This is a genomic window from Nonomuraea salmonea (assembly GCF_042428605.1).
Lineage (GTDB): Bacteria > Actinomycetota > Actinomycetes > Streptosporangiales > Streptosporangiaceae > Nonomuraea > Nonomuraea salmonea.
Map to the genome: position 1 here is coordinate 286,074 of NZ_JBHMCF010000046.1, position 21,434 is coordinate 307,507.

General features: G+C 72.7%; 23 protein-coding genes. 11 read left to right on the plus strand and 12 right to left on the minus strand.

Annotated features, from left to right (window positions below; genetic code table 11):
* The first annotated feature begins 47 nt into the window (after positions 1 to 47).
* Complete coding sequence (locus ACFFR3_RS41680) at positions 48 to 1,040, plus strand: site-specific integrase (protein WP_379484928.1); 993 nt, start codon at positions 48 to 50, stop codon at positions 1,038 to 1,040.
* Between the two features lie 187 nt (positions 1,041 to 1,227).
* Here the strand turns inward: ACFFR3_RS41680 and ACFFR3_RS41685 are convergent, their stop codons facing one another.
* On the minus strand, positions 1,228 to 2,049 hold the full coding sequence (locus tag ACFFR3_RS41685) for an SAM-dependent methyltransferase (protein ID WP_345404487.1): 822 nt from the start codon (positions 2,047 to 2,049) through the stop codon (positions 1,228 to 1,230).
* A 273-nt stretch (positions 2,050 to 2,322) separates the two neighbouring features.
* On the opposite strand from ACFFR3_RS41685, the gene ACFFR3_RS41690 reads away from it, so the two are divergent.
* Together ACFFR3_RS41690 and ACFFR3_RS41695 are read left to right on the plus strand one after the other, a co-directional pair.
* Positions 2,323 to 2,889, plus strand: coding sequence for a TetR/AcrR family transcriptional regulator (locus ACFFR3_RS41690; protein ID WP_364379983.1), 567 nt, complete (start codon positions 2,323 to 2,325; stop codon positions 2,887 to 2,889).
* Positions 2,890 to 2,913: 24 nt separating this feature from the next.
* Entirely contained in the window at positions 2,914 to 3,297 is a 384-nt protein-coding gene (locus tag ACFFR3_RS41695) for a tautomerase family protein (protein WP_345404493.1), read from the plus strand.
* On the opposite strand, the gene ACFFR3_RS41700 is transcribed toward ACFFR3_RS41695, so the two are convergent.
* The 3 genes from ACFFR3_RS41700 to ACFFR3_RS41710 all read right to left on the minus strand — a co-directional run bounded on the left by ACFFR3_RS41700 (position 3,285) and on the right by ACFFR3_RS41710 (position 4,883).
* Positions 3,285 to 3,554 (minus strand): hypothetical protein, encoded by a 270-nt coding sequence (locus tag ACFFR3_RS41700; RefSeq protein WP_379484929.1) that lies wholly within the window; start codon positions 3,552 to 3,554, stop codon positions 3,285 to 3,287. The two genes, ACFFR3_RS41695 and ACFFR3_RS41700, sit on opposite strands and share 13 nt — an antisense overlap.
* Before the next feature lie 2 nt (positions 3,555 to 3,556).
* Entirely contained in the window at positions 3,557 to 4,003 is a 447-nt protein-coding gene (locus tag ACFFR3_RS41705) for a hypothetical protein (RefSeq protein ID WP_379484930.1), read from the minus strand.
* A gap of 238 nt (positions 4,004 to 4,241) precedes the next feature.
* Complete coding sequence (locus ACFFR3_RS41710) at positions 4,242 to 4,883, minus strand: DJ-1/PfpI family protein (protein ID WP_379484931.1); 642 nt, start codon at positions 4,881 to 4,883, stop codon at positions 4,242 to 4,244.
* 178 nt (positions 4,884 to 5,061) lie between these two features.
* Between ACFFR3_RS41710 and ACFFR3_RS41715 the strand changes: the two genes are divergently transcribed.
* Complete coding sequence (locus ACFFR3_RS41715; RefSeq protein WP_345404502.1) at positions 5,062 to 6,057, plus strand: GlxA family transcriptional regulator; 996 nt, start codon at positions 5,062 to 5,064, stop codon at positions 6,055 to 6,057.
* Between the two features lie 42 nt (positions 6,058 to 6,099).
* On the opposite strand, the gene ACFFR3_RS41720 is transcribed toward ACFFR3_RS41715, so the two are convergent.
* Complete coding sequence (locus ACFFR3_RS41720; RefSeq protein WP_345404505.1) at positions 6,100 to 7,533, minus strand: amidohydrolase family protein; 1,434 nt, start codon at positions 7,531 to 7,533, stop codon at positions 6,100 to 6,102.
* A gap of 205 nt (positions 7,534 to 7,738) precedes the next feature.
* On the opposite strand from ACFFR3_RS41720, the gene ACFFR3_RS41725 reads away from it, so the two are divergent.
* From ACFFR3_RS41725 to ACFFR3_RS41745, 5 genes are read left to right on the plus strand one after another with little or no spacing between them, the layout of a single operon-like run.
* On the plus strand, positions 7,739 to 8,935 hold the full coding sequence (locus ACFFR3_RS41725) for a CaiB/BaiF CoA transferase family protein (RefSeq protein WP_345404508.1): 1,197 nt from the start codon (positions 7,739 to 7,741) through the stop codon (positions 8,933 to 8,935).
* Positions 8,932 to 9,741, plus strand: coding sequence for a citryl-CoA lyase (locus ACFFR3_RS41730; RefSeq protein WP_379484932.1), 810 nt, complete (start codon positions 8,932 to 8,934; stop codon positions 9,739 to 9,741). The genes ACFFR3_RS41725 and ACFFR3_RS41730 overlap by 4 nt, the downstream gene beginning before the upstream one ends.
* Entirely contained in the window at positions 9,734 to 10,600 is an 867-nt protein-coding gene (locus ACFFR3_RS41735) for a DODA-type extradiol aromatic ring-opening family dioxygenase (protein ID WP_379484933.1), read from the plus strand. The genes ACFFR3_RS41730 and ACFFR3_RS41735 overlap by 8 nt, the downstream gene beginning before the upstream one ends.
* Entirely contained in the window at positions 10,597 to 10,959 is a 363-nt protein-coding gene (locus ACFFR3_RS41740) for a hypothetical protein (RefSeq protein WP_345404520.1), read from the plus strand. Before ACFFR3_RS41735 ends, ACFFR3_RS41740 begins: the two co-directional genes overlap by 4 nt.
* Entirely contained in the window at positions 10,959 to 11,915 is a 957-nt protein-coding gene (locus ACFFR3_RS41745; protein ID WP_379484934.1) for a quinone oxidoreductase family protein, read from the plus strand. The genes ACFFR3_RS41740 and ACFFR3_RS41745 overlap by 1 nt, the downstream gene beginning before the upstream one ends.
* 57 nt (positions 11,916 to 11,972) lie before the next feature.
* On the opposite strand, the gene ACFFR3_RS41750 is transcribed toward ACFFR3_RS41745, so the two are convergent.
* Complete coding sequence (locus ACFFR3_RS41750; RefSeq protein ID WP_364381708.1) at positions 11,973 to 12,806, minus strand: IclR family transcriptional regulator domain-containing protein; 834 nt, start codon at positions 12,804 to 12,806, stop codon at positions 11,973 to 11,975.
* Positions 12,807 to 12,971: 165 nt separating this feature from the next.
* The gene (locus ACFFR3_RS41755) at positions 12,972 to 13,595 is read right to left on the minus strand and encodes a TetR/AcrR family transcriptional regulator (protein ID WP_345404533.1); all 624 of its coding nucleotides are present in this window, start codon (positions 13,593 to 13,595) and stop codon (positions 12,972 to 12,974) included.
* Positions 13,596 to 13,686: 91 nt separating this feature from the next.
* Here ACFFR3_RS41755 and ACFFR3_RS41760 point away from each other — a divergent pair, with 91 nt between their 5' ends.
* Together ACFFR3_RS41760 and ACFFR3_RS41765 are read left to right on the plus strand one after the other, a co-directional pair.
* Entirely contained in the window at positions 13,687 to 14,403 is a 717-nt protein-coding gene (locus ACFFR3_RS41760; protein WP_345404536.1) for an SDR family NAD(P)-dependent oxidoreductase, read from the plus strand.
* Positions 14,404 to 14,483: 80 nt separating this feature from the next.
* Complete coding sequence (locus ACFFR3_RS41765) at positions 14,484 to 16,514, plus strand: SpoIIE family protein phosphatase (protein WP_364381699.1); 2,031 nt, start codon at positions 14,484 to 14,486, stop codon at positions 16,512 to 16,514.
* 4 nt (positions 16,515 to 16,518) lie between these two features.
* Here the strand turns inward: ACFFR3_RS41765 and ACFFR3_RS41770 are convergent, their stop codons facing one another.
* Genes ACFFR3_RS41770 through ACFFR3_RS41790 form a run of 5 tightly spaced genes read right to left on the minus strand, consistent with a single transcriptional unit; the run spans position 16,519 to position 21,317 of the window.
* A complete protein-coding gene (locus ACFFR3_RS41770; RefSeq protein ID WP_345404542.1) occupies positions 16,519 to 17,262 on the minus strand; it encodes an ABC transporter ATP-binding protein in 744 nt (247 codons plus the stop codon).
* Between the two features lie 5 nt (positions 17,263 to 17,267).
* Entirely contained in the window at positions 17,268 to 18,071 is an 804-nt protein-coding gene (locus tag ACFFR3_RS41775; RefSeq protein WP_345404545.1) for an ATP-binding cassette domain-containing protein, read from the minus strand.
* The gene (locus tag ACFFR3_RS41780; protein ID WP_345404548.1) at positions 18,068 to 18,865 is read right to left on the minus strand and encodes an ABC transporter permease; all 798 of its coding nucleotides are present in this window, start codon (positions 18,863 to 18,865) and stop codon (positions 18,068 to 18,070) included. Before ACFFR3_RS41780 ends, ACFFR3_RS41775 begins: the two co-directional genes overlap by 4 nt.
* Positions 18,862 to 19,821 (minus strand): ABC transporter permease, encoded by a 960-nt coding sequence (locus tag ACFFR3_RS41785; RefSeq protein ID WP_379484935.1) that lies wholly within the window; start codon positions 19,819 to 19,821, stop codon positions 18,862 to 18,864. Before ACFFR3_RS41785 ends, ACFFR3_RS41780 begins: the two co-directional genes overlap by 4 nt.
* Positions 19,821 to 21,317: an ABC transporter substrate-binding protein gene (locus ACFFR3_RS41790; protein ID WP_379484936.1), complete on the minus strand. Its 1,497-nt coding sequence runs from the start codon at positions 21,315 to 21,317 to the stop codon at positions 19,821 to 19,823. Before ACFFR3_RS41790 ends, ACFFR3_RS41785 begins: the two co-directional genes overlap by 1 nt.
* Positions 21,318 to 21,434 lie beyond the last annotated feature (117 nt).

Consider the following 21,434-nt stretch of genomic DNA (forward strand, 5'->3'; position numbering starts at 1 on the left):
GGCCATGCCGCTGTCGTGGTGAGGGCGGGTACGGTCGAGTGCTGAGCATGCCGAGAGCCCACGACGACGCCGCCGCCGTCCCCGGCGCCTCCGGAGGCGTACACGCGCAGTCCTTGACGTCCCGCGAGCCGGGCACACCCTCCGACGGCGGCGCTCGCAAGGCGCGGGCCGGGAGCGTGGGGCGCATTCCCGGGCTGCGGCCGCGGCGCAAGCCCGGCGACGGCGGCGAGGTGGCCGCGGCCGACGTCGATCTCGTCGACGGGCTGGCCGCGCCGACCCGCCGCACCGTGGTCGCGTGGCTCACCGAGCGGCCGTCGGCGGCCACCCGGCAGGCCAGGTTGCAGGTGCTGGCCGCGTTCCTGCGCTGGCTCCACGACACCGACCCGGCGCTCGAACCGCTCGCCGCCACCGGCGCCCACCTCGACGCCTACTGCGACGGCGCGCTCAGCGGCACCCTCGCCGTCGGCGTGCGCACCCCCGGCAAGCCCCTGTCGCCCGCGACCGTGTCGAGGAAGCGGGCGATGCTGTCGGCGTTCTACACGTTCGCGTGGCGCAGCGGCGCCGTACGCCCGGGGTCCGTCCCGGCGCTGACCCCCGGCGACCGGCGGCTGCTGCGCAAGGGCATCGCCCGGCTGGCCGCCGACGGCAGGCCCGCAGAGGCCGCCGCCGTCGCGCTGCTCGACGCCACCGGCGCGCCCGTCGCGGCGCTGGCCGGCATCACGTTGCAGGACCTGCGGGCGGTGACCGCCGGCGAACCCGCCATCGTCACCGTCCCCGACGGGCGCGGCGACCTCGTCGCCTTCCCCATCCCGGCCCTGGCCAGGCCCCTGCTGCGGACGCTGTCGTCGTCCAGGACCCCGGGCGAGCCGCTGATCAGGCAGGACGACGGGCACCCCGTGGACGCCCGCTGGGTCAAGGACGCGCTCACCGAGGCCGCCATGGCCGGCGGCATCCCCCGGCGCCGCGCCGAACTCCTCGACCCGCACATGATGCGCGCCCCCACGGTCACCGACCTCCTCCGCACCCGCCCCACCTACTGACCCTTACGGCCCGCCGCCCCGCTCCACGGCCGGCTCGCCCACGGCACCCTGCGGCCCGCCGTCCCGCGACGGCGGGGCTGCGTGTCTGTGAGGCGGAGGTGGGAGGGCGGGGCTGCGTGTCTGCGGGGCGGAGGTGGGAAGGCGGGGCCGCGTGTCCGCCGGGCAGACGTAGCACGGTGTGTGCGCGTCAGCCGCGCAGGCGGCCTACCGCGCCCAGGACGCCGCCCTTGTCCAGGCCGGGCGCCGGGTGCGGGGCGTCGTCGCGCCAGTGCTGCACCGGCACCACGCCCGGCTCCAGCAGCTCCAGCCCGTCGAGCCAGCCGCGCACGGTGTCGCGGTCGCGCCAGGCGATCGAGCCGGACGCCGAGCGCCGGTAGACGTCCTGGGCCTCGCCCATCCGCTCCGGCCGGCCCTCGTCCGGCTCGACGTAGCTGTGCGAGATCACCAGGTGGCCGCCGGGCACCAGCGCGCCGCGCAACGTGGCGACGATGGCGGCCACCTCGGCGTCATCCGGGAGGAAGTGCAGGACGGCGGCCAGGACGATCGCGACGGGGCGGCCGAAGTCGAGGTGGGCGGCGGCGTCGCGCAGGATGTCGGCCGGCCGGCGCACGTCGCCGTCCAGCACGTACGTGCCGGGGCTGCCGGCGAGCAGCGCCTGGGCGTGGGTCAGCACGATCGGATCGTTGTCGACGTACACGACCTTGGCGTCAGGCGCGACCCTTCGGGCCACCTGGTGCACGTTGTCCTGGGTGGGCAGGCCGGTGCCGATGTCGAGGAACTGCCGTACGCCGGAGGCGGCGAGGTGGTGCACCGTACGGATCAGGAAGCCCCGGTTGGCGCGGGCCATCTCGCGTACGTCGGCGCCTGAGTCGCGGGCGAGCCTGACGATCTGCTCGGCGGCGTCACGGTCGGCGCGGAAGTTGTCCTTGCCGCCGAGGTAGTAGTCGTACATCCGGGCGACGCTCGGAACCGTCGGATCGACGCCCGGCGGAGCCTGCTCATCGGTCATCGCACTGCGCCCTTCCCTCGGCCTGCCCGGATCATAAGCCCGAGATCATCACGCGGTCACGACCCCGTACGCACCCAGCCCAGCACCCGCGCCGCAACCTCGGCAGCCGCCTGGCCCGCTCGGAGTCGGGACAGTCGAGCAGCCCCGCCGCCACAGACGGTCGTACGCGGGCCGGACGGGCGCCGCCTCCGGCGCCGCGATCCGCACCCCGAGCAGCGCGGCACGTCACCTCGTGGCCAAGGCGTTGGGGCTGTACCTACTAGTATGTTCGGCATGGACACCAGGGAACGGCTCATCGAGAGCACCCGTGAGCTGCTGTGGGAGCGGGGCTATGTCGGCACCAGCCCCAAGGCGATTCAGCAGCGGTCGGGGGCCGGGCAGGGCAGTATGTATCACCACTTCAGCGGCAAGCCCGATCTCGCCCTGGCGGCCATCGATCGCACTGCGAAGGAGCTGAGGGAGCGGGCCGAGGCCGCCTTCGCCGGGCCCGGCACGACCGTCGAGCGGGTCGCCGCCTACCTGCGGCGCGAGCGGGACGTGCTCAAGGGCTGTCCCGTCGGCCGGCTCACCCAGGATCCCGACGTCATGGCCGATCCTGGGCTGCGGCGGCCGGTCGAGGAGACGTTCGCCTGGCTCACCGGGCGGATCGGCGAACTGCTCGAAGAGGGGCGCGCGGCCGGCGAGTTCGACGCCCGCCTCGACCCCGCCGCCACGGCCACCGCCCTCGTCGCCGTGCTCCAGGGCGGGTACGTGCTGGCCCGCGCCGCCGGTGACCCCGGTGTGTTCGCCACCGCCGTCGAAGGCGCGCTCGGCCTGCTCACCCGGTCCGCCCTCTTCTGAGACTCTTCTGGGAGGAAGACGATCATGCCCTTCGTCCGCATCGACGCGATCCGCGCCGACCCCGAGCGGCTCGACGCACTCGGCCGTGCCGTCCACGACGCGATGGTGGAGACCGTCGGCATCCCGTCCGACGACCTGTTCCAGGTGCTGACCTCGCACGACGGCATTCGCAGCGTGATGCGGTACGGCGCCTTTCCCGGCCTGCGCCGGGACGACGACGCCGTGTTCGTCGCGATCACGCTGCGCTCCGGCCGCACGCCGGAGGTGAAGAAGGCGCTCTACCGGCGCATCGCCGAGCTGGCCCACGCGTACGCGGGCATCGAGCCGCGCAACGTGCTCGTCTCGCTGACCGAGAACGAGTCGATCGACTGGTCGTTGGGGCTCGGCGTCGCGCACTACGTGCCCTGACCCTCCAAGGGGGTTCTGGCGAGCAGGCGCAGGGCGAGTAGGCCGCCGATGCCGGGCAGCCAGGCCACGAGGGTGGCGGGAAGCGTACGGCGGGGGTCGCGCGCGGCGGCGACGACCGTGAACAGGTACGCGCACCCGTGCACCGGCCCCGCCAGCGACGAGATCGCGGGCAGGTGCACGGTGAGCACGTTGCCCAGCAGGACGACGAGCGTGGCGAGCTCGACGGCGGCGGCGATGCGCAGGGGTTGACGGTTCACGGTCACACCCCCGTCGTGGAGCCGGGGCGGACGATCATGAGGACGGTCACGACGGCCCAGAGCAGGTTGAACACGCCGGTCACCATCCCTAGCCGGGCGGTCGTGCCGTCGTCGACCCCGTTCAGCAGCCGTTCCTGGCCCGGTAGGACGGCCAGGGCCAGCACCCCGGCGGCGAGTGCGGTGAGGCCGATCGACACGATCAGCCAGGCGTCGGTGAGGACGCCGAGGCTGCTCGCCGTGGCGAACCCGAACACCGGGACGGCCAGGCCGAGCACGGCGTAGACGCGGCAGATCCGGTGCAGCAGCCGGACGGAGGCGACGGAGGCGGCGTCCGCCCCGGCCGCGTGCGCCCGCCGCACCGCCGCCGGGAACATGGAGGCCGCGACCGTGACCGGCCCGACCGCGACGATGGCGGCCAGCACGTGCAACGACAGCAGTACCTTCGTCACGACCGGCCCTCAGCGTCCGAGGCGCGGCACCTCTGTGGTGCCGGCCGGTGAAGGGGGAAGGGCGGGAGCATCCGCCGGCGCGGGTGAAGGGGCATGGGGTGGTACGGGTCCAGGAATGTGGGGTGGTGCGGGTCCGCGGGCGTGGGGTGGTGCGGGTCCAAAGGCGTGGGGTGGTGCGGGGGCTGGGGCATCAAGGGGTGGGGGACTGGTTGGGGTGGGGTGAGAGGCATGGTTGGCCTTACCAGGCGGCGGTGGGGCCGGTGGGGGACCAGGCGGTGCCGCGGCGTTCGTGGGCGAACAGCGTTTCCACGGCGTGCGCGATCTGCGGGCCGGTCTCGCGTTCGACCAGGTAGAGCCCCAGGTCCACGCCTGAGGTGATGCCGGCGGCCGTCACGAGGTCGCCGTCGTCCACCAGCCGGGCCCGCACCGGGCGGGCGCCGGTCGCGGCGAGGGCGTCCAGGCCCTGGTGGTTGGTGGTGGCGTGGCGGCCGGAGATGAGGCCGGCCATGGCGAGGATGAGCGAGCCGCCGCACACGGTGGCGACCAGCGTGCCCTCCCGCTCGAGCGCCAGCTTGGCGAGGGCGGGCAGGCCGGTCTCCAGCGAACGGGCGAGCACGGCCTGCACGGTGTGCTCCCCGTCGCCGGACAGCGCGCCGGCCCCGCCCGGGATGATGACCACGTCGGCGACGGCCGGGTCGAGTGTGCCGGTGGCGCGCAGCGTGAGGCGCGGGATGCCGCTGGGCACCTCGCGGGGACCTTCGGCGGTGACCAGCTCGGCTGTGACGTCACCGCCGGCGAGGGCGGCCGCTTGCAGGACCTCGTACGGGCCGAGGGCGTCGAGCGGGTCGAACCCGTCGAACAGGACCACGTGAACGTGCATGAAGGGATGCTCCTTTCGTCGGCGGCCCACGTTAGGGCGGCGGAGGGGGAGTACCCCAGTGGCTGGATCGACAATTTCCAACGGGTTCTCGCCAACCGGTCGACCCGGGACTGGATCCGGGAGCAGGCGGACGACCTGGGCGTTCATGTGTGGCGGGATCTCGGCTACGGTGGCGGGCATGCACACGGTGGCGGTTCTCGCGACGGACCATGTGGTGGCGGCCGACCTGGGAGTGCCGATCGAGGCGTTCGGGCGGGCGCGGCTGGCCGACGGGCGCCGCCCGTACCGCGTGCTGGTGTGCGCGGCGGAGCCGCAGGTCGCGACCGACACGTTCACGATCTCCGCGCCGCACGGGCTGGAAGCGCTGCGCGAAGCCGACACGATCATGGTGCCGGGCCAGTCGGAACGGGGCACGCCGCCGGGCGAGGACGTCCTGGACGCGCTGCGCGCGGCGGCACGAGACGGCACCCGCATCGCCTCCATCTGCGTGGGCGCCTTCACGCTGGCCGCGGCGGGCCTGCTCGACGGGCGAGGCGCGACCACCCACTGGCTGGCGGCCGACCGGCTGGCCCGGATGTTCCCGCAGGTGGACGTGCGACCCGACGTGCTCTACGTCGACAACGGGCAGATCCTCACCTCGGCGGGCGCCGCTGCCGGGCTCGACCTGTGCCTGCACATGATCCGCCGCGACTTCGGCTCGGCGGTGGCCGCCGACGCGGCCCGGCTGTCGGTGATGCCACTGGAGCGCGAGGGCGGGCAGGCGCAGTTCATCGTGCACGCGCAGCCGCCGGTGCCGCGCGGCTCACAGCTGGAGCCGGTGCTGGCGTGGATCGAGGACAATCTGGCCAGGGACGTGACGCTGGCCGACATGGCGCGGCGCGGCGGGCTGAGCGAGCGTACGTTCAGCCGCCGCTTCCGCGAGCAGACCGGCACCACGCCGCTGCAGTGGCTGCTGCGGGCCCGCGTACGGCGGGCGCAGTTCCTGCTGGAGACCACCGACCACGGCGTGGAGCGCATCGCGGTGCAGGCCGGGTTCGGCTCGGCCACCGCGTTCAGGGAGCGGTTCAAGCGGGTGGCCGGCGTGACGCCGCAGACCTACCGCGCGTCCTTCCGCGCCGCCACGGAAAGCTCCCGCGCCGCCGCGAAAGCGTCCGCACAGCGAGTCAGCGCATAGCGGGCCTCCGTACAGCGCGCCGGCGGGGAAGGACGTGCGCGATCAGAGGCGGTGGGTGGCGTCGCTGCGGTAGTCCGTGTACGTGTACGGGTTGTCGAGCACCTCAGCCGTGGGGATGTCCGGGTTCATGCCCTTCTCCCACGCCTCCTCGCCCATCTCCCCGCGCAGATACTCGACGGTCCTGTCCACCTCGGCGCGGGCGGCGGCGAGGTCGATGCCGACCAGCCGGTGCTCGTGCTTGACCACCCGCCCGTTGACCAGCACCGTGTGCACGTCGCCGCGCTGCGCCTGGAACACCACGTGCCCGAACGGGTTGAGCAGCGGGAACGACACCGGCGAGTGATCGTTCTTGATGAGCACGAGATCGGCCTTCTTGCCTGGCTCGATGACGCCGAGATCGTCGCGCCCGATGGCCTCGGCGCCGCCCCTGGTCGCCCACTGCGCCACCTGGTCGGCGCGGAGCGCGGCGTGCGTGACGGTCTCGCCCTTGGCGTGCGCCTCCAGGTGCTCGCGGGAGCGGTCGGCGCCGAGCGTGGTGCGCATGGCGGAGAACAGGTCGCCGCTCCACCAGACGCTGGTGTCCATCGACAGCGAGACCGGGATGCCGTGCTGGCGGATCGCCCAGGTGGGCGGGTAGCCCTGGCCGGCGCTCTGCTCGCTCTCGGTGGAGACGGAGATGGAGCCGCCGGTGGCCGCGATGCGGTGGTAGGAGTCGGCCGACAGGGAGGCGGCGTGCACGTAGACGGTGCCGGGGGTCATGAAGCCGTGCTCGTACATGAGCCTGATGCCCTCGTCGCTGGTGGCGCCCCAGACGCCGGCGTGCGTGGTGACGCTGACGCCGAGGTCGCGGGCCACCTCGAAGGCGGGCTTCTCGGGGAAGGACGGGTCGCCGAGCACGTCGAAGGCGATCTGGAAGCCGAGCAGGTCGTCGCCGGTGATGCGGCGGCGCACGAAGTCGCGGAACTCGGGGGCGGTGGTCCACTCGGCGGGCGGCGCCTGGATGTTGCCGTACGCCAGCACGTACCGGCCGGGCACGGCCTGCAGCGCGTCGGCGGCGGCGTCGGCGTGGTCGGGGGTGCGCAGCCCGTGTGACCAGTCGACGACGGTGGTGACGCCGGCGTCGAGCGCCTCGATGGCGGCCAGGGTGTTGCCCGCGTGGATGTCCTCGGGCCTGAACAGCTTGCCGTACTCCAGGTAGTACCAGACGAAGTACTGGGTGAGCGTCCAGTCGGCGCCGTAGCCGCGCATCGCGGTCTGCCACATGTGCCGGTGGGTGTCGATCATGCCGGGCATGACGATGCCGCCCGTGGCGTCGATCTCGGCGGTGCCCTCGGGCACGTCGAGCGCGGGGCCGACGGCGGTGATCTCGTCGCCGGTGACCAGCACGTCCGTCTCGGTCAGCACCCGCCTGCCGTCCATGGGCAGCACGGTGCCGCCGCGCAGCACCAGGGGCCGCCCGGCCTCGAACTCGGTCATCGTAGGAACTCCTCACGGCACGGGAACGCAGACCCCGCGAACATATGTCCGCACAACGGTCATTTACTTTGCCGTAACTCTACGAGCGCCCCGCCTGGTGTCAAGGGTGCCCGCTGCTGTGGCCCAGGCGTGCGGACGTGTGCCAGAATCCCGATTACGGACATTTGTCCGCTGAACGAACGTACCGAACGAAGGGAAGGGCCGGATGACAGCAGACGCCGCAACGAACGGGCCGGCGGGGGGCGGGCCGCTGTCCGGCGTCCTGGTGGCCGACTTCTCCCGGATCCTGGCCGGCCCGTACGCCACGATGCTGCTGGCCGACCTGGGCGCCGACGTCGTCAAGGTCGAGGGCCCCAAGGGCGACGACACCCGTGGCTGGATGCCGCCCACGCGGGGCGAGGTGTCCACCTACTACCTGGGCGTCAACCGGGGCAAGCGCTCGATCGCGCTCGACCTGCGCGACGAGGGCGACGCCGAGGTGGCCAGAGAGCTGGCCAGGCGCGCCGACGTGCTCATCGAGAACTTCCGCCCCGGCGGGCTGGCCAAGTACGGTCTCGACTACGACGCCGTCACGTCCGCCAACCCGGGCGTCGTCTACGCCTCCATCAGCGGGTTCGGCTCCGGCGAGGGCGCCCGCGTGCCCGGCTACGACCTCATGGTGCAGGCCATCTCCGGCCTGATGAGCCTCACCGGCGAGCCCGACGGGCCGCCGTACCGGGCCGGCATCTCCGTCTTCGACGTCATGGCGGGTAACCACGCCGTCATCGGCATCCTGGCCGCGCTGCGGCACCGCGACGCCACAGGGCGCGGGCAGCACGTCGAGATCAATTTGCTGTCGTCGGCGCTGACCGGGCTGGTCAACCACAGCTCCGCGTACGTGGCGGGCGGGGAGGTGCCGTTCCGGATGGGCAACGCGCACCCCAGCGTGTTCCCGTACGAGCCGCTGCCCACCGCCGACGACGACCTCATCGTCACCGCCGCGAACGACGGCCAGTTCCGCAAGCTGTGCGAGGTGCTCGGCATCCCCGAGATCGCCGACGACCCGCGCTACGCCCGCAACGCCGACCGCACCGCCAACCGCGACGAGCTGCGCCCCATCCTCGTCGAGCGGCTGGCCGCCAGGGGCGCCGTCGAGTGGTTCGAGCTGCTGGTCGAGGCCGGCGTGCCGAGCGGTCCCATCCAGACCATCGACGGCGGGTTCGCGATGGCCGAGCGGTTCGGGCTGGACCCGGTGGTCGAGGTCGGCGAGGGCGAGCGGGCGGTGCCGACCACCCGTAACCCCATCAGGTTCTCCGAGACGCCGGTCAGCTATACGCTGCCGCCACCGGAGCTCGACGAGCACGGAACGGAGCTGCGCAAGTGGCTCACCGGGGCCGGCGAGGAAGGGGAGGAGCGGGCGTGAGCGAGCGCGACTACCCGACGGCGCTCGGGGCGTCGTCACTGAAGACGATCACCCTGCTCGGACAGGATCTGGCCGGCGACGTCATGGGCGAGGTGGGCTTCGGCGAGCTGGCGTTCTGGCTGGCCACCCAGCGCCGCCCGTCGCCCGGCGAGGTACGCGTCTTCGAGGCGGTGCTGGCCGCGCTGGCCGACCACGGGTTCACGCCGACCGCGATCGTGACGCGGCTGACGTACCTGTCGGCGCCCGACTCCGTCCAGGGGGCGCTGGCGGCGGGGCTGCTCGGCGGCGGCTCGCGCTTCCTCGGCGTCACCGAGGACTGCGGCCGCTTCCTGAACGACGTCATCCAGGAGCACGGCGACCCGCTGCCCGCCGACGACGCCGGCTGGGACGCCCTCGCCCTGCGCACCGTGTGGGCCCGCCGCGAGGAACGCAAGCTCATCCCCGGCCTCGGCCACCACGTGCACAAGGACGGCGATCCGCGCACGCCCAGGCTGTTCGAGATCGCCGCGGAAGAGGGCCTCTACGGCCCCCACTTGTCGCTGTTCGCCGCGATCGGCCGGGTGCATCCCCAGGTGCTCGGCCGTACCCTGCCGCTCAACGGCGCGGGGGTGTGCGGCGCCGCGCTCGCCGACCTCGGCCTGCCGCTGGAGCTGCTGCGCGCGTTCGCCCTGCTGGCCAGGACCGCGGGGCTCATCGGGCAGCTCGCCGAGGAGCTGCGCAACCCCGTCGCCAACGACATCTTCCTGTCGGTGGACCTCAACAACCGGCCCATCGACCCCGAGCCCTACGGAGGTTCGCATGGCTGAACTCGTCGCGGTCATCGCGTCGACCCACCACCCGTTCTACTACCGCGCCTCCACCTCGACGGGGGAGGACCGGCCGCCGTTCGCCGACGAGTGGGTACGCAAGGTCGAAGCCTTCCGCGAGACGTTGACGCGGGCGAACCCCGACGTCCTCGTCATGGTCGGCTCCGACCACTTCCACCAGTTCTGGCTGGACAACATGCCGCAGTTCCTGGTCGGCAAGGCCCCCTTCTACGACGCGAACTTCTACAACGAGGAACGCGAGTTCGGCCTGCCCCGCATGCTCTTCCAGGGCCAGGAGGACCTGTCGGCGCACCTGCTGCGCGGCGGCATGGACATGGGCTTCGACCTCGCCTTCTCCAACGAGCTGCGGATCGACCACTCCATCACGTGCCCGATCATCACCCTGCGCCCGCAGAACGACCTGCCGATCGTGCCCGTCTACACCAACATCTTCGCCCCGCCGCTGCCGCAGCCGAAGCGCTTCATCCAGCTCGGCCAGGCCATCCGCGAGCTGGTCGAGTCGTGGCCGGGAAACCAGCGGGTGGCGGTCATCGGCACCGGGCACCTGTCGCTGGAGCTGGGCGGCCCCCGCCAGTTCGGGCCGCACGGCCCCGACCCCGACTTCGACCGCAAGGCCGTCGAGTGGATCTCCACCGGCGACATCGAGGGCTGCCTGTCGGAGGTCACCCTCGACAGCCTGTGGAACCCGGGCAACGCCACCCACGGCTTCATGGACTTCATGCTGATGATGGGGGTCGCCGGGGAGGGCCGCAAGGCCGACTACGTGGACACCTACGACCTGTTCCACACCATGGAGGCGTACTTCACCTGGTACCCGAACGGAGGCGGCCGCGCATGAGCAAGTACCTGCTGAACAAGTTCCTCTTCACCGTCGATCGCGACCCCGAGCTGGTCGAGCGCTACCGCGAGCAGCCCCGCGCCACCGTCGAGTGGTGGGAGGCCGAGTACGCCAACCGCATCCTCGGCTGCCACTCCGGCGAGTCGTCCACGTGGCTGCGCTTCGACGACGCCGAACGTGAGGCGCTGGCCGGCCACGACTACCCCAAGCTGTTCGAGCTGGGCGCGCATCCGTTCCTCACCTTGACGCTGTTCATCGCGATGTTCGAGCGCGACTACAGCGAGCCGCTGGGCTTCCAGCTGGAGTACGCGCGGCGGCTCGCGCACCACCAGCTGCCGTATCCGGACATCGCCACCTGATGCGGGCCGCGCAGATCGACACGTGCGGCCGGCCGCCGCGCCCGGCCGAACGGCCCGACCCCTCGCCGGGGGCGGGGGAGCTGCTCGTGCGGGTGCTCGCCGCGCCGATCACGCCGCTCGACGTGCTGTGCGCGGGCGGGGCCTCCTACTTCGGGGCGCCCGCGACGCCGTACGTCCCCGGCGTGCAGGGGGTCGGGACGGTGGGCGGGCGGCTGGTGTGGTTCCCCACGCCGGCCGGGATGGCGCCGGGCGACGGGAGCATGGCGGAGCTGGCCTGCGTGCCCGCCGGCGACGTCGTCGAGCTGCCCGGTGACGCCGGCCCCGTCGCCGTGGCGGCGCTCGGGCTGTCGGCGGTGGCCGCGTACCAGGCGCTGACCTGGCGGGGTGAGCTGGCCGCCGGGGAGCAGGTGCTGGTGCTGGGTGCGGGCGGCGTGGTCGGGCAGGCCGCCGTGCAGCTCGCCCGGGTCGCCGGCGCGCGCCGGGTCGTGGCCGCCGCCCGCTCGGCCGCCGGGCGGGAACGCGCCGGGAAGGCCGGTGCGGACGCCGTCGTCGCGCTCGACACCGACGACGTGGCCGAGCTGGCGCAACGCCTGTCGGCCGCCTGCGACGGCCCGCTCGACCTGATCCTCGACCCCCTCTTCGGCGCTCCGGCCGCTGCCGCTCTCCGCGTGCTCCGCCCGCACGGCCGCCTGGTCAATCTGGGCGGCTCGGCCGGCGAGACCTCCCCGCTCGACTCCTCCACGCTGCGCAGCCGCTCGCTGCGCCTGCTCGGCTACACCAACAACGAGCTGACCAGGGAACAGCGGGCCGCCGCCGTGGCGAAGGTCGCCGAGCTGGCGGCATCGGGCCGCCTGCACGTGGACCACGAGGCGATCCCGCTGGAGGAGGTCGCCTCGGCGTGGGAACGCCAGAGCGCGGGGACGACCACCGGCCGCCTCGTCCTCACCACACCCTGACAGGTGGCCGCCCGGACCGGCCCACACCCCGACGCCCCCGCCGGGGCGGCCTCACCCTCAGGTCAGGTCGGCCCGGCGGGCGGGCGCCCAGGAGGTCATCGTGGCGTGGGGGACACCTTCGTAGGCGGCCCAGTCGGCGCTGATCGCGCCCGCCGTCTTGAGGAGCAACGGCAGGTGCCCTTCGGCGAGGCGCTCGACCGAGGTCTCGGCGGCGTGGGCGTTGACGTTGATGGCGGCGATCACGTTGCCGAGCCCGTCGCGCAGCGGCGCCGCCACGCTGCGGATGCCGAGCGCCAGCTCCTCGTCGGTCAGCGCCCACCCCTTGGCCCTGACCTCGCGCAGCGCGGCGTCCCGCTCGGTCACGCCGGGACGCCAGCGCGGCTCGACGCCGGAGCGGCTGGGCTCGGCCAGCACCCGATCGACCTCCTCGGGCGGCAGCGCGGCCAGCAGCACCTTGCCGAGCGAGGTCTGCAGCGCGGGAAAGCGGGTGCCGATCTGCACCGACAGGGCGACGATCTTGGGGACGGCGACGCGGGCGACGTACACGATGTCGGAGCCGTCGAGCTGGGCGATGGAGCAGGACTCGCGTGTCTGCTCCACCAGCCGTTCCATGTGCGGCCTTGCCACCTCCCACAGCCCCATCGACCGCACGTAGGAGACGCCCAGCTCCAGCACGCGCGGCGTCAGCGCGTAGCCGCGCGGCTCGCTGCGGGCGTAGCCGAGCTCCTGCAGGGTGAGCAGGATGCGGCGGGCGGTGGGCCTGGCGAGCCCGGCGGCGGTGGCCACCTCGGTCAGCGACATGACCGGCCGGCCCGGCTGGAACACCCTGATGACGTCGAGGCCGCGTGCGAGCGCCTCGATGAAGTCGGGGCCGGTGTCAGCACGTGCCATGGAAACGCCTCCCTGCGTCGGGGTCCCGCGGAACCCGACTCTAGACCGTCGCGGCCGGATGTCCGCACAGCGGCGGCCGGGGTGAGCATAGCGGTGCCCGCGCCAGCCGCGCTGACAGGGCCAGCGTACCGGGGGAAGTGACGCTGACGTTGCCAAGCGGTCGTTCTACGGACGGTTGTCCGTCACAACGGAGGGCGCTCCGGGCAGCAGCGGATGGGCGGCCTCGGCGCGCAGCCCGTCGAGGAAGAAGGACAGCACGCGCCGCCAGGTGCCCGGCGCGCTGTCCATCGACTCGCGGATGACCTGCGACATCGCCCAGATCAGGGTGACCAGGTCGGACATGGTGAAGTCGGCGCGCAACCGCCCGGCCTCCTGAGCCCGCGCGATGATCCGCTCGGCGTCGAGAGAGCCCTGATGGCACGCCTGGCTCACGTCGGTGGCCAGCGTGAAGCCCTGGGTCAGCGCGTCGTTGAGCATCTGGTCCTGCGACTGCAGGGTGAACAACCCTTCCAGGAACACCACGAACCCGTTCCACGGATCGGGCTCGGCCATGGCGTCGGCGGAGATGCGCTCGAGCGCGGCGAGCTGTTGCGGCAGGACCTCCGCCAGCAGCGCCTCGCGGGTCGGGAAGTGGTTGTAGAGGGTGCCGATGCTGACGCCGGCGCGGCGGGCGATGTGTTCGAGAGGAGCGTCGATGCCGCGGTCGGCGAAGATCTGGGTGGCCGCGACCAGGAGCTTGTCGCGGTTGCGCGCGGCATCAGACCGCAGCGGCTTGGGTCCGGCTGCCATGTCTCCCATCATACGAAGGTGAGCTCACCCTCAAGTTTCATGATACGGTCGGCCTAACTTGAGGAACGCCTCAATTTCATCTGGAGGAACCGTGCGCAAGACCGCCGTCGTCATCGGAGCCGGCCCCGGCCTCGGCATGTCCATGGCCCACCGCTTCGGCAGGGAGGGCTACGCCGTCGCCCTGATCTCCCGCTCACCCGACCGCCACCCCGCCTACGTCGCCGCCCTCGCGGAAGCGGGCGTCGAGGCCGCCGCCTTCGCCGCCGACGTGTACGACCGCGAGCGCATCCTGGCGGCCCTGGACGAGATCACCGCCAGATTCGGCCCCATCGACCTGCTCTACTACGGCCCCGGCGCCACCGACGTCAGCCGGGTGCCTGAGCCGATCACCGAGGCCACCTCCGACGACGTCAGGCAGGCGATGGCCATCGCGTACGCGGCCATCGACGTCACCGGCCACGTGCTGCCCGGCATGGTGGAAAGGGGCGAGGGCGGGCTGCTGTACGCCGGCGGGCTCAGCGCCGTCCTGCCCATGCCGCCGCTCGGCGCGCTGGCACCGGCCGCCGCGGCGCTGCGCACGTACGCGCTGACGCTCAACGCCGCACTGGCCGGCCAGGGCGTCTACGCCGGCAGCCTGACGATCGGCGGGGTGGTCGAGCGCGGCGACATCCACCGGCGGATCGCCGCCGCCCCTGAGCGCTTCGGCGGCCTGAGCGGTCACACCCTCGACCCGGACGTCATCGCCGGGGTGGCCTGGGAGCTGCTCACGAAGCGGGACCGCGCGGAAGAGATCTTCAACGCCCTCTGACGGACCGGCGAAAAGGGCGTTCCGCGCGGTCCCGGCACGGGTAGGCATGAGGGGAGATGTGGCCATCGGGGGAGGTCACGATGGGGGATGAGTGTGATCGCGAAACCAGCGGGCTGTCGTTCGACGTGCTGGACCCGGCACCCGTCGGCGTGGCGGTGACGCGAGGGGCGAATCATCAGCTCGTCTACACCAACGCCACCTACCGGGCGCAGTTCGGCGAACGCCCGATCGGCTCGCCGCTGCCCAAGTTGTTCGCCGACGACTACCGGCAGCACTACCGAGAGCTGTTCGACCAGGTCTACGCCACCGGCGAGCCCGTTGTGCTCACCGCCGCGCCGGCCAGCACCGACGAGGACGACCGGTTCTTCACCTCCAGCCTGTCGCGGCTGTCGTTCAGGGTGGGCGAGCGCGGCGTGCTGGTGGTCACGATGGAGGTCACCGACCAGATCACGGTCGCCCAGCAGGTGCAGGCCCTCGCCAACGAGCGCAGCCACATCCTGCGCCGCTACCAGAGCCTCATGCAGGTCAGCGCCCAGATCTTCTGGGTGGCCGGGCCCACCGGGGACGTCATCGAGCACAGCGCGAGCTGGGAGCGGGTGACGGGACAGCCGTGGGAGGACTACCAGGGGCGCGGCTGGCTGAAGATGGTGCACCCCGACGACCGCGAGGCCACGGTGGCGTCCTGGGAGAACGCCGTCGCCACGATGGATGTGTGGGAGCACGCCTCCCGGCTGCGCACCGCCGACGGCTCCTACCGGCACTTCGAGATCAAGGGCGTGCCCATCAAGGAGCACGGCCGGCTCGTCGAGTGGGTGGGCACCTGCGCCGACGTCGAGCAGCAGTGGCAGGAGCAGCGCGCCCAGCAGCTGCTCGACCGCGCCGCCGCGGCCACGGCCGACCTGACCAACCTGGAGGAGATGCTCGGCGCGGTCGCCGCCGTCATCGTGCCGGAGATCGCCGACGGCTGCGGGGTGCACCTCGTCACCGACCTCACCGGCGAGCAGCACGGCGGAGCGCCGTTCGTGGTCGAGCGGGTGGCCACGGCCGCCCGTCCCGGGCTGCACCGGCTGCCGCCGTACAGCGAGGAGCGGCTGCCGCCGGACAACGCGCTCGTGCAGGCGGCGCGGCGGCGGCGCCCGCTGGCGAGGAGGTTCCCGCCCGGCTGCCCGCCGCCCGGCCTGGCGCCGTCCTGGTCGCAGCAGTGGATGGTGGCGAACAAGGCCAACAGCGTGCTCGTGCTGCCCGTCGTGGTGGACGGCGTGGTCCCGGTCGTCGTGACGCTGATGACCTGCGGCGACCGCCCGCCGATCAGCCGGACGGACGCCGCGCTGCTGAGCCGCATGTTCGACCACGCGCATGACGCGCTCAGCAGCGCCATCCGCTTCCAGCGCACCCACCAGATCGCGCTGGCCCTGCAGCACAGCCTGCTCGCCGCGCCGCCGAGGCTGGCCGGCCTGCGCATCGAGGCCCGCTACCGGGCCAGTCCGGCCGCGGCCGAGATCGGCGGTGACTGGTACGACTCGTTCATCCTCCCCGACGGCGTCCCGGTGATGGCCATCGGCGACGTCGCCGGCCACGACCTCGGCGCCGCCGTCACCATGAGCCAGCTCCGCAACATGCTGCGGGCCCTCGCCATGGACCGGTGCGAGCCGCCGGGGGAGATCCTCACCCGGCTCAACATCGCCATGGGCTCGCTCTCGTACGAGGTGACGGCCACCTGCGCGCTGGCCAGGATCGAGGAGTACGGCGGCCGCCACCAGCTCAACTACGCGGTCGCCGGCCACCCGCCGCCGCTGCTGGTCACCGAGGACGGCACCGGCCGCTTCCTGGAGAGCTGCGTCAACCCGCTGCTCGGCATCCCCAACGAGGGCGGCTGCCGCTCCACCGTCGAGCCGCTGCCGCCCGGCTCCACGGTGCTCTTCTACACCGACGGCCTCATCGAGCGGCCCGGCGAGAACCTCGACGACGGGCTCGAACGGCTGCGCCTCCTGGCCGGCTCGCTCGCCCGCTGCCCCGTGGAACGCTTCTGCGACCAGGTGCTCAGCGGCCTGCCGACGACCGGGCTCGACGACATCGCGGTCATCGCGCTGCGCCTGCCGCCCGACCGCTGAGGCGTCAGTACCTGCTCAGCCTCGGCACGCTCTCGACCAGCCGCCGCGTGTACGGATGCGACGGCGCGCCCAGCACGTCGGAGGCGGCGCCGCGTTCGGCGATCGAGCCCTTCTCGATGACCGCGATCTCCTGGCACAGTGCGGCCACCACGGCCAGGTCGTGCGAGACCATCACGACCGTCAGGTCGCGGTCGGCGCTGAGCTGTCTCAGCAGCTCCACCACCCGCACCCGGGTCGAGACGTCCAGCGCGCTGACCGGCTCGTCGGCCAGCAGCACCCGAGGCTCGCACACGATGGCCCTGGCGATCGCGACGCGCTGCCGCTGCCCGCCGGAGAACTCGTGCGGGTACCGGTCGGCCGCGTCGGCCGGCAGGCCGACGGCCCGCAGCGCCTCCGCCACCCGGTCGCCGATCTCGTCGCGCGGGCAGGCGCGCAGCGCCCGCAGCGGCTCCGAGACGATCCTGCGCACGCGCTGGCGGGGGTCCAGCGACGAGTACGGGTCCTGGAACACCGGCTGCACGGCCCGCCGGAACTCCCTGTCCCGCGTGGACGTCACCGGCCGCCCGTCGAACAGCACCTGCCCCGACGTGGGCCTGGCCAGGCCGAGCAGCAGCCGCAGCAGCGTCGTCTTGCCCGCGCCCGACTCGCCGACGATCGCCAGGTTCCGCCCGCGCGTCACCTCGACCGACACCCCGGACAGCACCGCCGCCCCGCCCCGGTAGGCGTAACCGACGTCCCGCGCCTCCATGATCGTCACGGTGCCATCCGATCCAGCTCGGCCTCCAGCTCCCTGGCGCTGTCCACCAGGGACCGGGTGTAGGGGTGGCCCGGTTCGCGCACGATGTCCTGTGTCCTTCCCGACTCCACCGCGAAGCCCTCCTTGAGCACGATCAGCCGGTCCGCGACGCCCGCGACCACCGCCAGGTCGTGCCCGATGAACATCAGCGCCATGTCCCTGGCCGAGATCAGCCGGTCCAGCAGCGCCAGCACCTCGGCCTGCACGGTGACGTCCAGCGCGGTGGTCGGCTCGTCGGCGATCAGCAGCGCGGGCTCGCAGGCCAGCGCCATCGCGATCGCCGCCCGCTGGCGCTGCCCGCCGGAGATCTCGTGCGGGTACGCCCGCGCGACCCGCTCGGGCAGGGCCACCTCCTCCAGCGCGGCCAGCACCGCCGAGCGCAGCGCGGCGCCGCGCAGCCCGCGCCGCCGGATCGGCCCCGCCACCTGCCTGCCGACGCGCATCAGCGGGTCGAGCGCGGTGAGCGGCTCCTGGAAGACGACGGCCGCCGCCCGGCCGCGCAGCCGGTCGAGCCGCCGGTCGGACCGCTGCCTGGGCGCGCCGACGACCTGCGTGCCCGACAGGAGCACGCTGCCGTGCGCGGTGAGGCCGGGCGGCAGCAGGCCCAGCACGGCCAGCGCGGTCAGCGACTTGCCCGAGCCGGACTCGCCGATCAGGCCGAGCCGCTCGCCGGGCGCGAGGGTGAACGACAGGTCGTGGATCAGCTCGTGGCCGTCGGAGCGGCGTACGGACAGCTGCTCCACCGCCAGCAGCTCGCTCATCGGGACCTCCCTCCGCCCAGGTCGCGCAGCCCGTCGGCGAGCAGGTTCGCGCCGATGACCAGCACCACCAGCAGCACGCCTGGCGCGATCGCGCCGACCGGCGCCGTCAGCACCGTGGCCTGCGCCTCCTGCAGCAGCCGGCCCCACGAGGCGTTCGGCGGAGGCGGGCCGAGCCCCAGGTACGACAGCGACGCCTCGGCCAGCACCGCCAGGCCGAGCTGGAGGGCCAGGTTCACCAGGAGCGTCGGCCAGATGTTCGGCAGCACGTGCTCCGCGATCACCCTCGGCCACGAGCTGCCCGAGGTGCGCGCGGCCGTGATGTAGTCCTGGGAGAGCACCCGCTTGACCAGCACCCGCGTCAGCCGGGCCACCACCGCCGACATGGCGAGACCGATGGCCAGGATCGCCGAGCCGAGCGACGCCTCGCGCACCGCCACCACCAGCATGGCCAGCAGCAGCGTCGGGAAGGCGATGAGGGCGTCGAGCACCGCGGCCAGCGCGTCGTCCAGCCAGCGGGTCGCGAACCCGGCCGCCAGGCCCGCCGCCACGCCGAGCAGCCCGCCCAGCAGCACCGACCCGGCGCCGGCCGCCAGCGCGATGCGGGCGCCGATCATCAGCTGGGTCAGCAGGTCACGGCCCAGCTTGTCGGTGCCGAGCAGGTGATCGCCGCCCGGCGGGGCCAGCCGCCCGCCCGAGGTGTCGGCCGGATCGTACGGCAGCCACACCAGCGACACGGCCGCCACGACCACCACCAGGCCGACGAGCACGCAGCCCGTCAGGAACGACTTCCTCATGAGCGCCCCAGCCTGGTCCGCAGCCGCGGATCCACCACCCGCTGCACCACGTCGGCGGCGAAGCCGATCACCAGCACCGTGAGCGTGCTGACCGCCAGCACGCCCTGGATCACCGGATAGTCGTGCTCGGCGATGCCCTTGACCAGCATCGTGCCGAGCCCGGGCAGCGCGAACACGCTCTCCACCACCACCGCGCCCAGGAACGTCGTCGCCAGCTCGATGCCCAGGACCGAGATGACCGGCACCGCCGCGTTGCGCAGCCCATGCCGCCACATCGCGCCGCCGAACGACTCGCCCATGGCCCGCGCGGTGCGCAGGTAGTCGGCGGTCAGCACGTCGAGCGTGGCCGCGCGGACATACCGGATCAGCGAGGCCGACATGACCAGCGCGATCGTGACGACCGGCAGCGCGAGCGAGGTCAGCGCGCGGCCCGGCTCCGCCCAGTCCTGGCGGGGGAAGCCGCCGGCCGGCAGCAGCCGCAGCTTCAGCGCGAACACCGTCACCAGCAGCATCCCGATCCAGAACACCGGCACCGCGATGCCGAGCTGGGAGAAGCCGCTGAGCAGCGCGCCGTACCAGCGGTCCGCTTTGTGCGCGGCCACGAACCCGACCGGCAGCGCCACCACCACCGCCAGCGCGAACGCCAGCAGCGTCAGCGGCACCGTGACCGCCAGCCGGGCCGAGATCTCCTCGCCCACCGGCAGCTTGCTGATGTAGGAGGTGCCGAGGTCGAGCCGGGCGAGGTCGCCCAGCCAGGCCGCGTACTGCTGCGCCAGCGGCAGGTCGGAGCCGGTCTCGTGGCGCGCCGCCGCGATCTGCTCGGGCGTCGCGCCCATCGGCAGCAGCGCGTTGGCCGGGTCGCCCGGCAGCAACCGCAGCAGCACGAACAGCAGCGACGCCGCCAGCAGCAGCGAGGCCAGCAGGAACGCGGTACGGCGCAGCAGGTAGCGCCCCATCAGCCCTTCTTGATCCCGTACGCGTAGAACTGCGAGTTGAGCCCGTTGACCGGGTAGCCCGACAGGTCGGAGGCGGCCACCACGATCTGCGGGTACAGGTAGAGCCAGTCGCCGGCGGCGTCCTCGGCGATCTTCCTGTTGGCCTTCTTCAGCAGCTCCGTCTGCTCAGCCTCGCTCGGCGCCCGCTCGGCCTCGTCGATCCACTTGGTGACCTGCTCGTCGTCGTAACCCCAGTAGAAGTCGGGGTTGCCGTACCAGACCACGTCGCGGTCGTTGACGTGCTCCTGGAGGGTGGCGGCGAAGTCGTGGTTCTTGTAGACCTTCGTGTACCACTCGTCGGCGGTGATGACGTTGATGTCCACGGTGACGCCGACCTTGGCCAGCTCGCTCTTGATGAACGTGGCGGCCGTCGGGTGGGGGTCGTAGTTGGGCGTGTCCAGGGTGAAGCGGAAGCCCTTGGGATAACCGGCCGCGGCCAGCTCACGCTTGGCGGCCTCGACGTCGTAGGTGTCGAGCGAGGTCAGGTCCTCGTACCACGGGTCGGTGGGCGGCACCATCGAGCCGATCAGCGTGCCGTGCCCGGCCCACACCGACTCCAGCAGCTTGGCGTCGTCGATGGCCGCCGCGACGGCCTTGCGCACCTGCGGCTTGTCGAACGGCGCCTTGCGGTCGTTGAACGCGAGCAGCAGCTTCGTGGTCGACTTGCCCTCGCTGACCTTGTAGTCCGGGTTGTTGTCGAACTGCGAGAGCGCGTCCGGGCCCTGCTGGCTGGTCACCACGTCCACGGCGCCGGTCAGCAGCGCGTTGTTGAGCGCGGACGCGTCGGTGAAGTAGTGGAAGACCACGCCGCCGTTGGCCGGCTTGGCGCCCCAGTAGCCGGGGAAGGGCTCCAGGCTGAGCGTCGAGCCGCGCTTCCACGCCCCCAGCTTGTACGGCCCCGTGCCGTCGGCCGTGGTCGCCCTGTCCTTGGCGTCGGCGTTGACCACCCACACGTAGCTCAGGTTGTAGACCAGCGAGATCGAGCGGTGCTTCAGCGTCACCACGACCGTGCCGTCGTCGGGCGCCTCGACCGACTTGATGACCTCCAGGTTGCCCTTGCGCGCCGACTGGGAGTCCTCGGCCGTCACGCGCTCGATGCTGGCCTTCACGTCGGCCGAGGTCAGCGCCTTGCCCGAGTGGAACGTCACGCCCTTGCGCAGCTTGAAGGTGTAGGTCAGGCCGTCGTCGGAGACCGTGTGGCTCTCGGCCAGCAACGGCTCCACCTTGCCCGCGTCGGTCAGCCGGAACAGGCCCTCGTAGACGTTGCCGTTGAACGCCTCCGTGATGCCCTGGCCGCCGCCGGCGGTATTGTCGAGGTTCTGCGGCTCGTAGAGGGAACCGATCTCGATCGTGGCCGGCTGGGCCGGGCCGCCGGGCGCGGCGTCCTCCGGGCCGGAGCCGCACGCGGCGAGTGCGAGGGCCAGTGCGACCGCGACGCCGGCGAACTTCCTGTTCAACGTAAACTCCACCATTGCTTACCAATTTAGTAGGTTTACGGAATATACCGCCTTGTCGGGTTCGACGGGGCCTCGGGTCCCCGAGCGTGGCCCGCTCGGGGACCGGCTGTCCGGTCG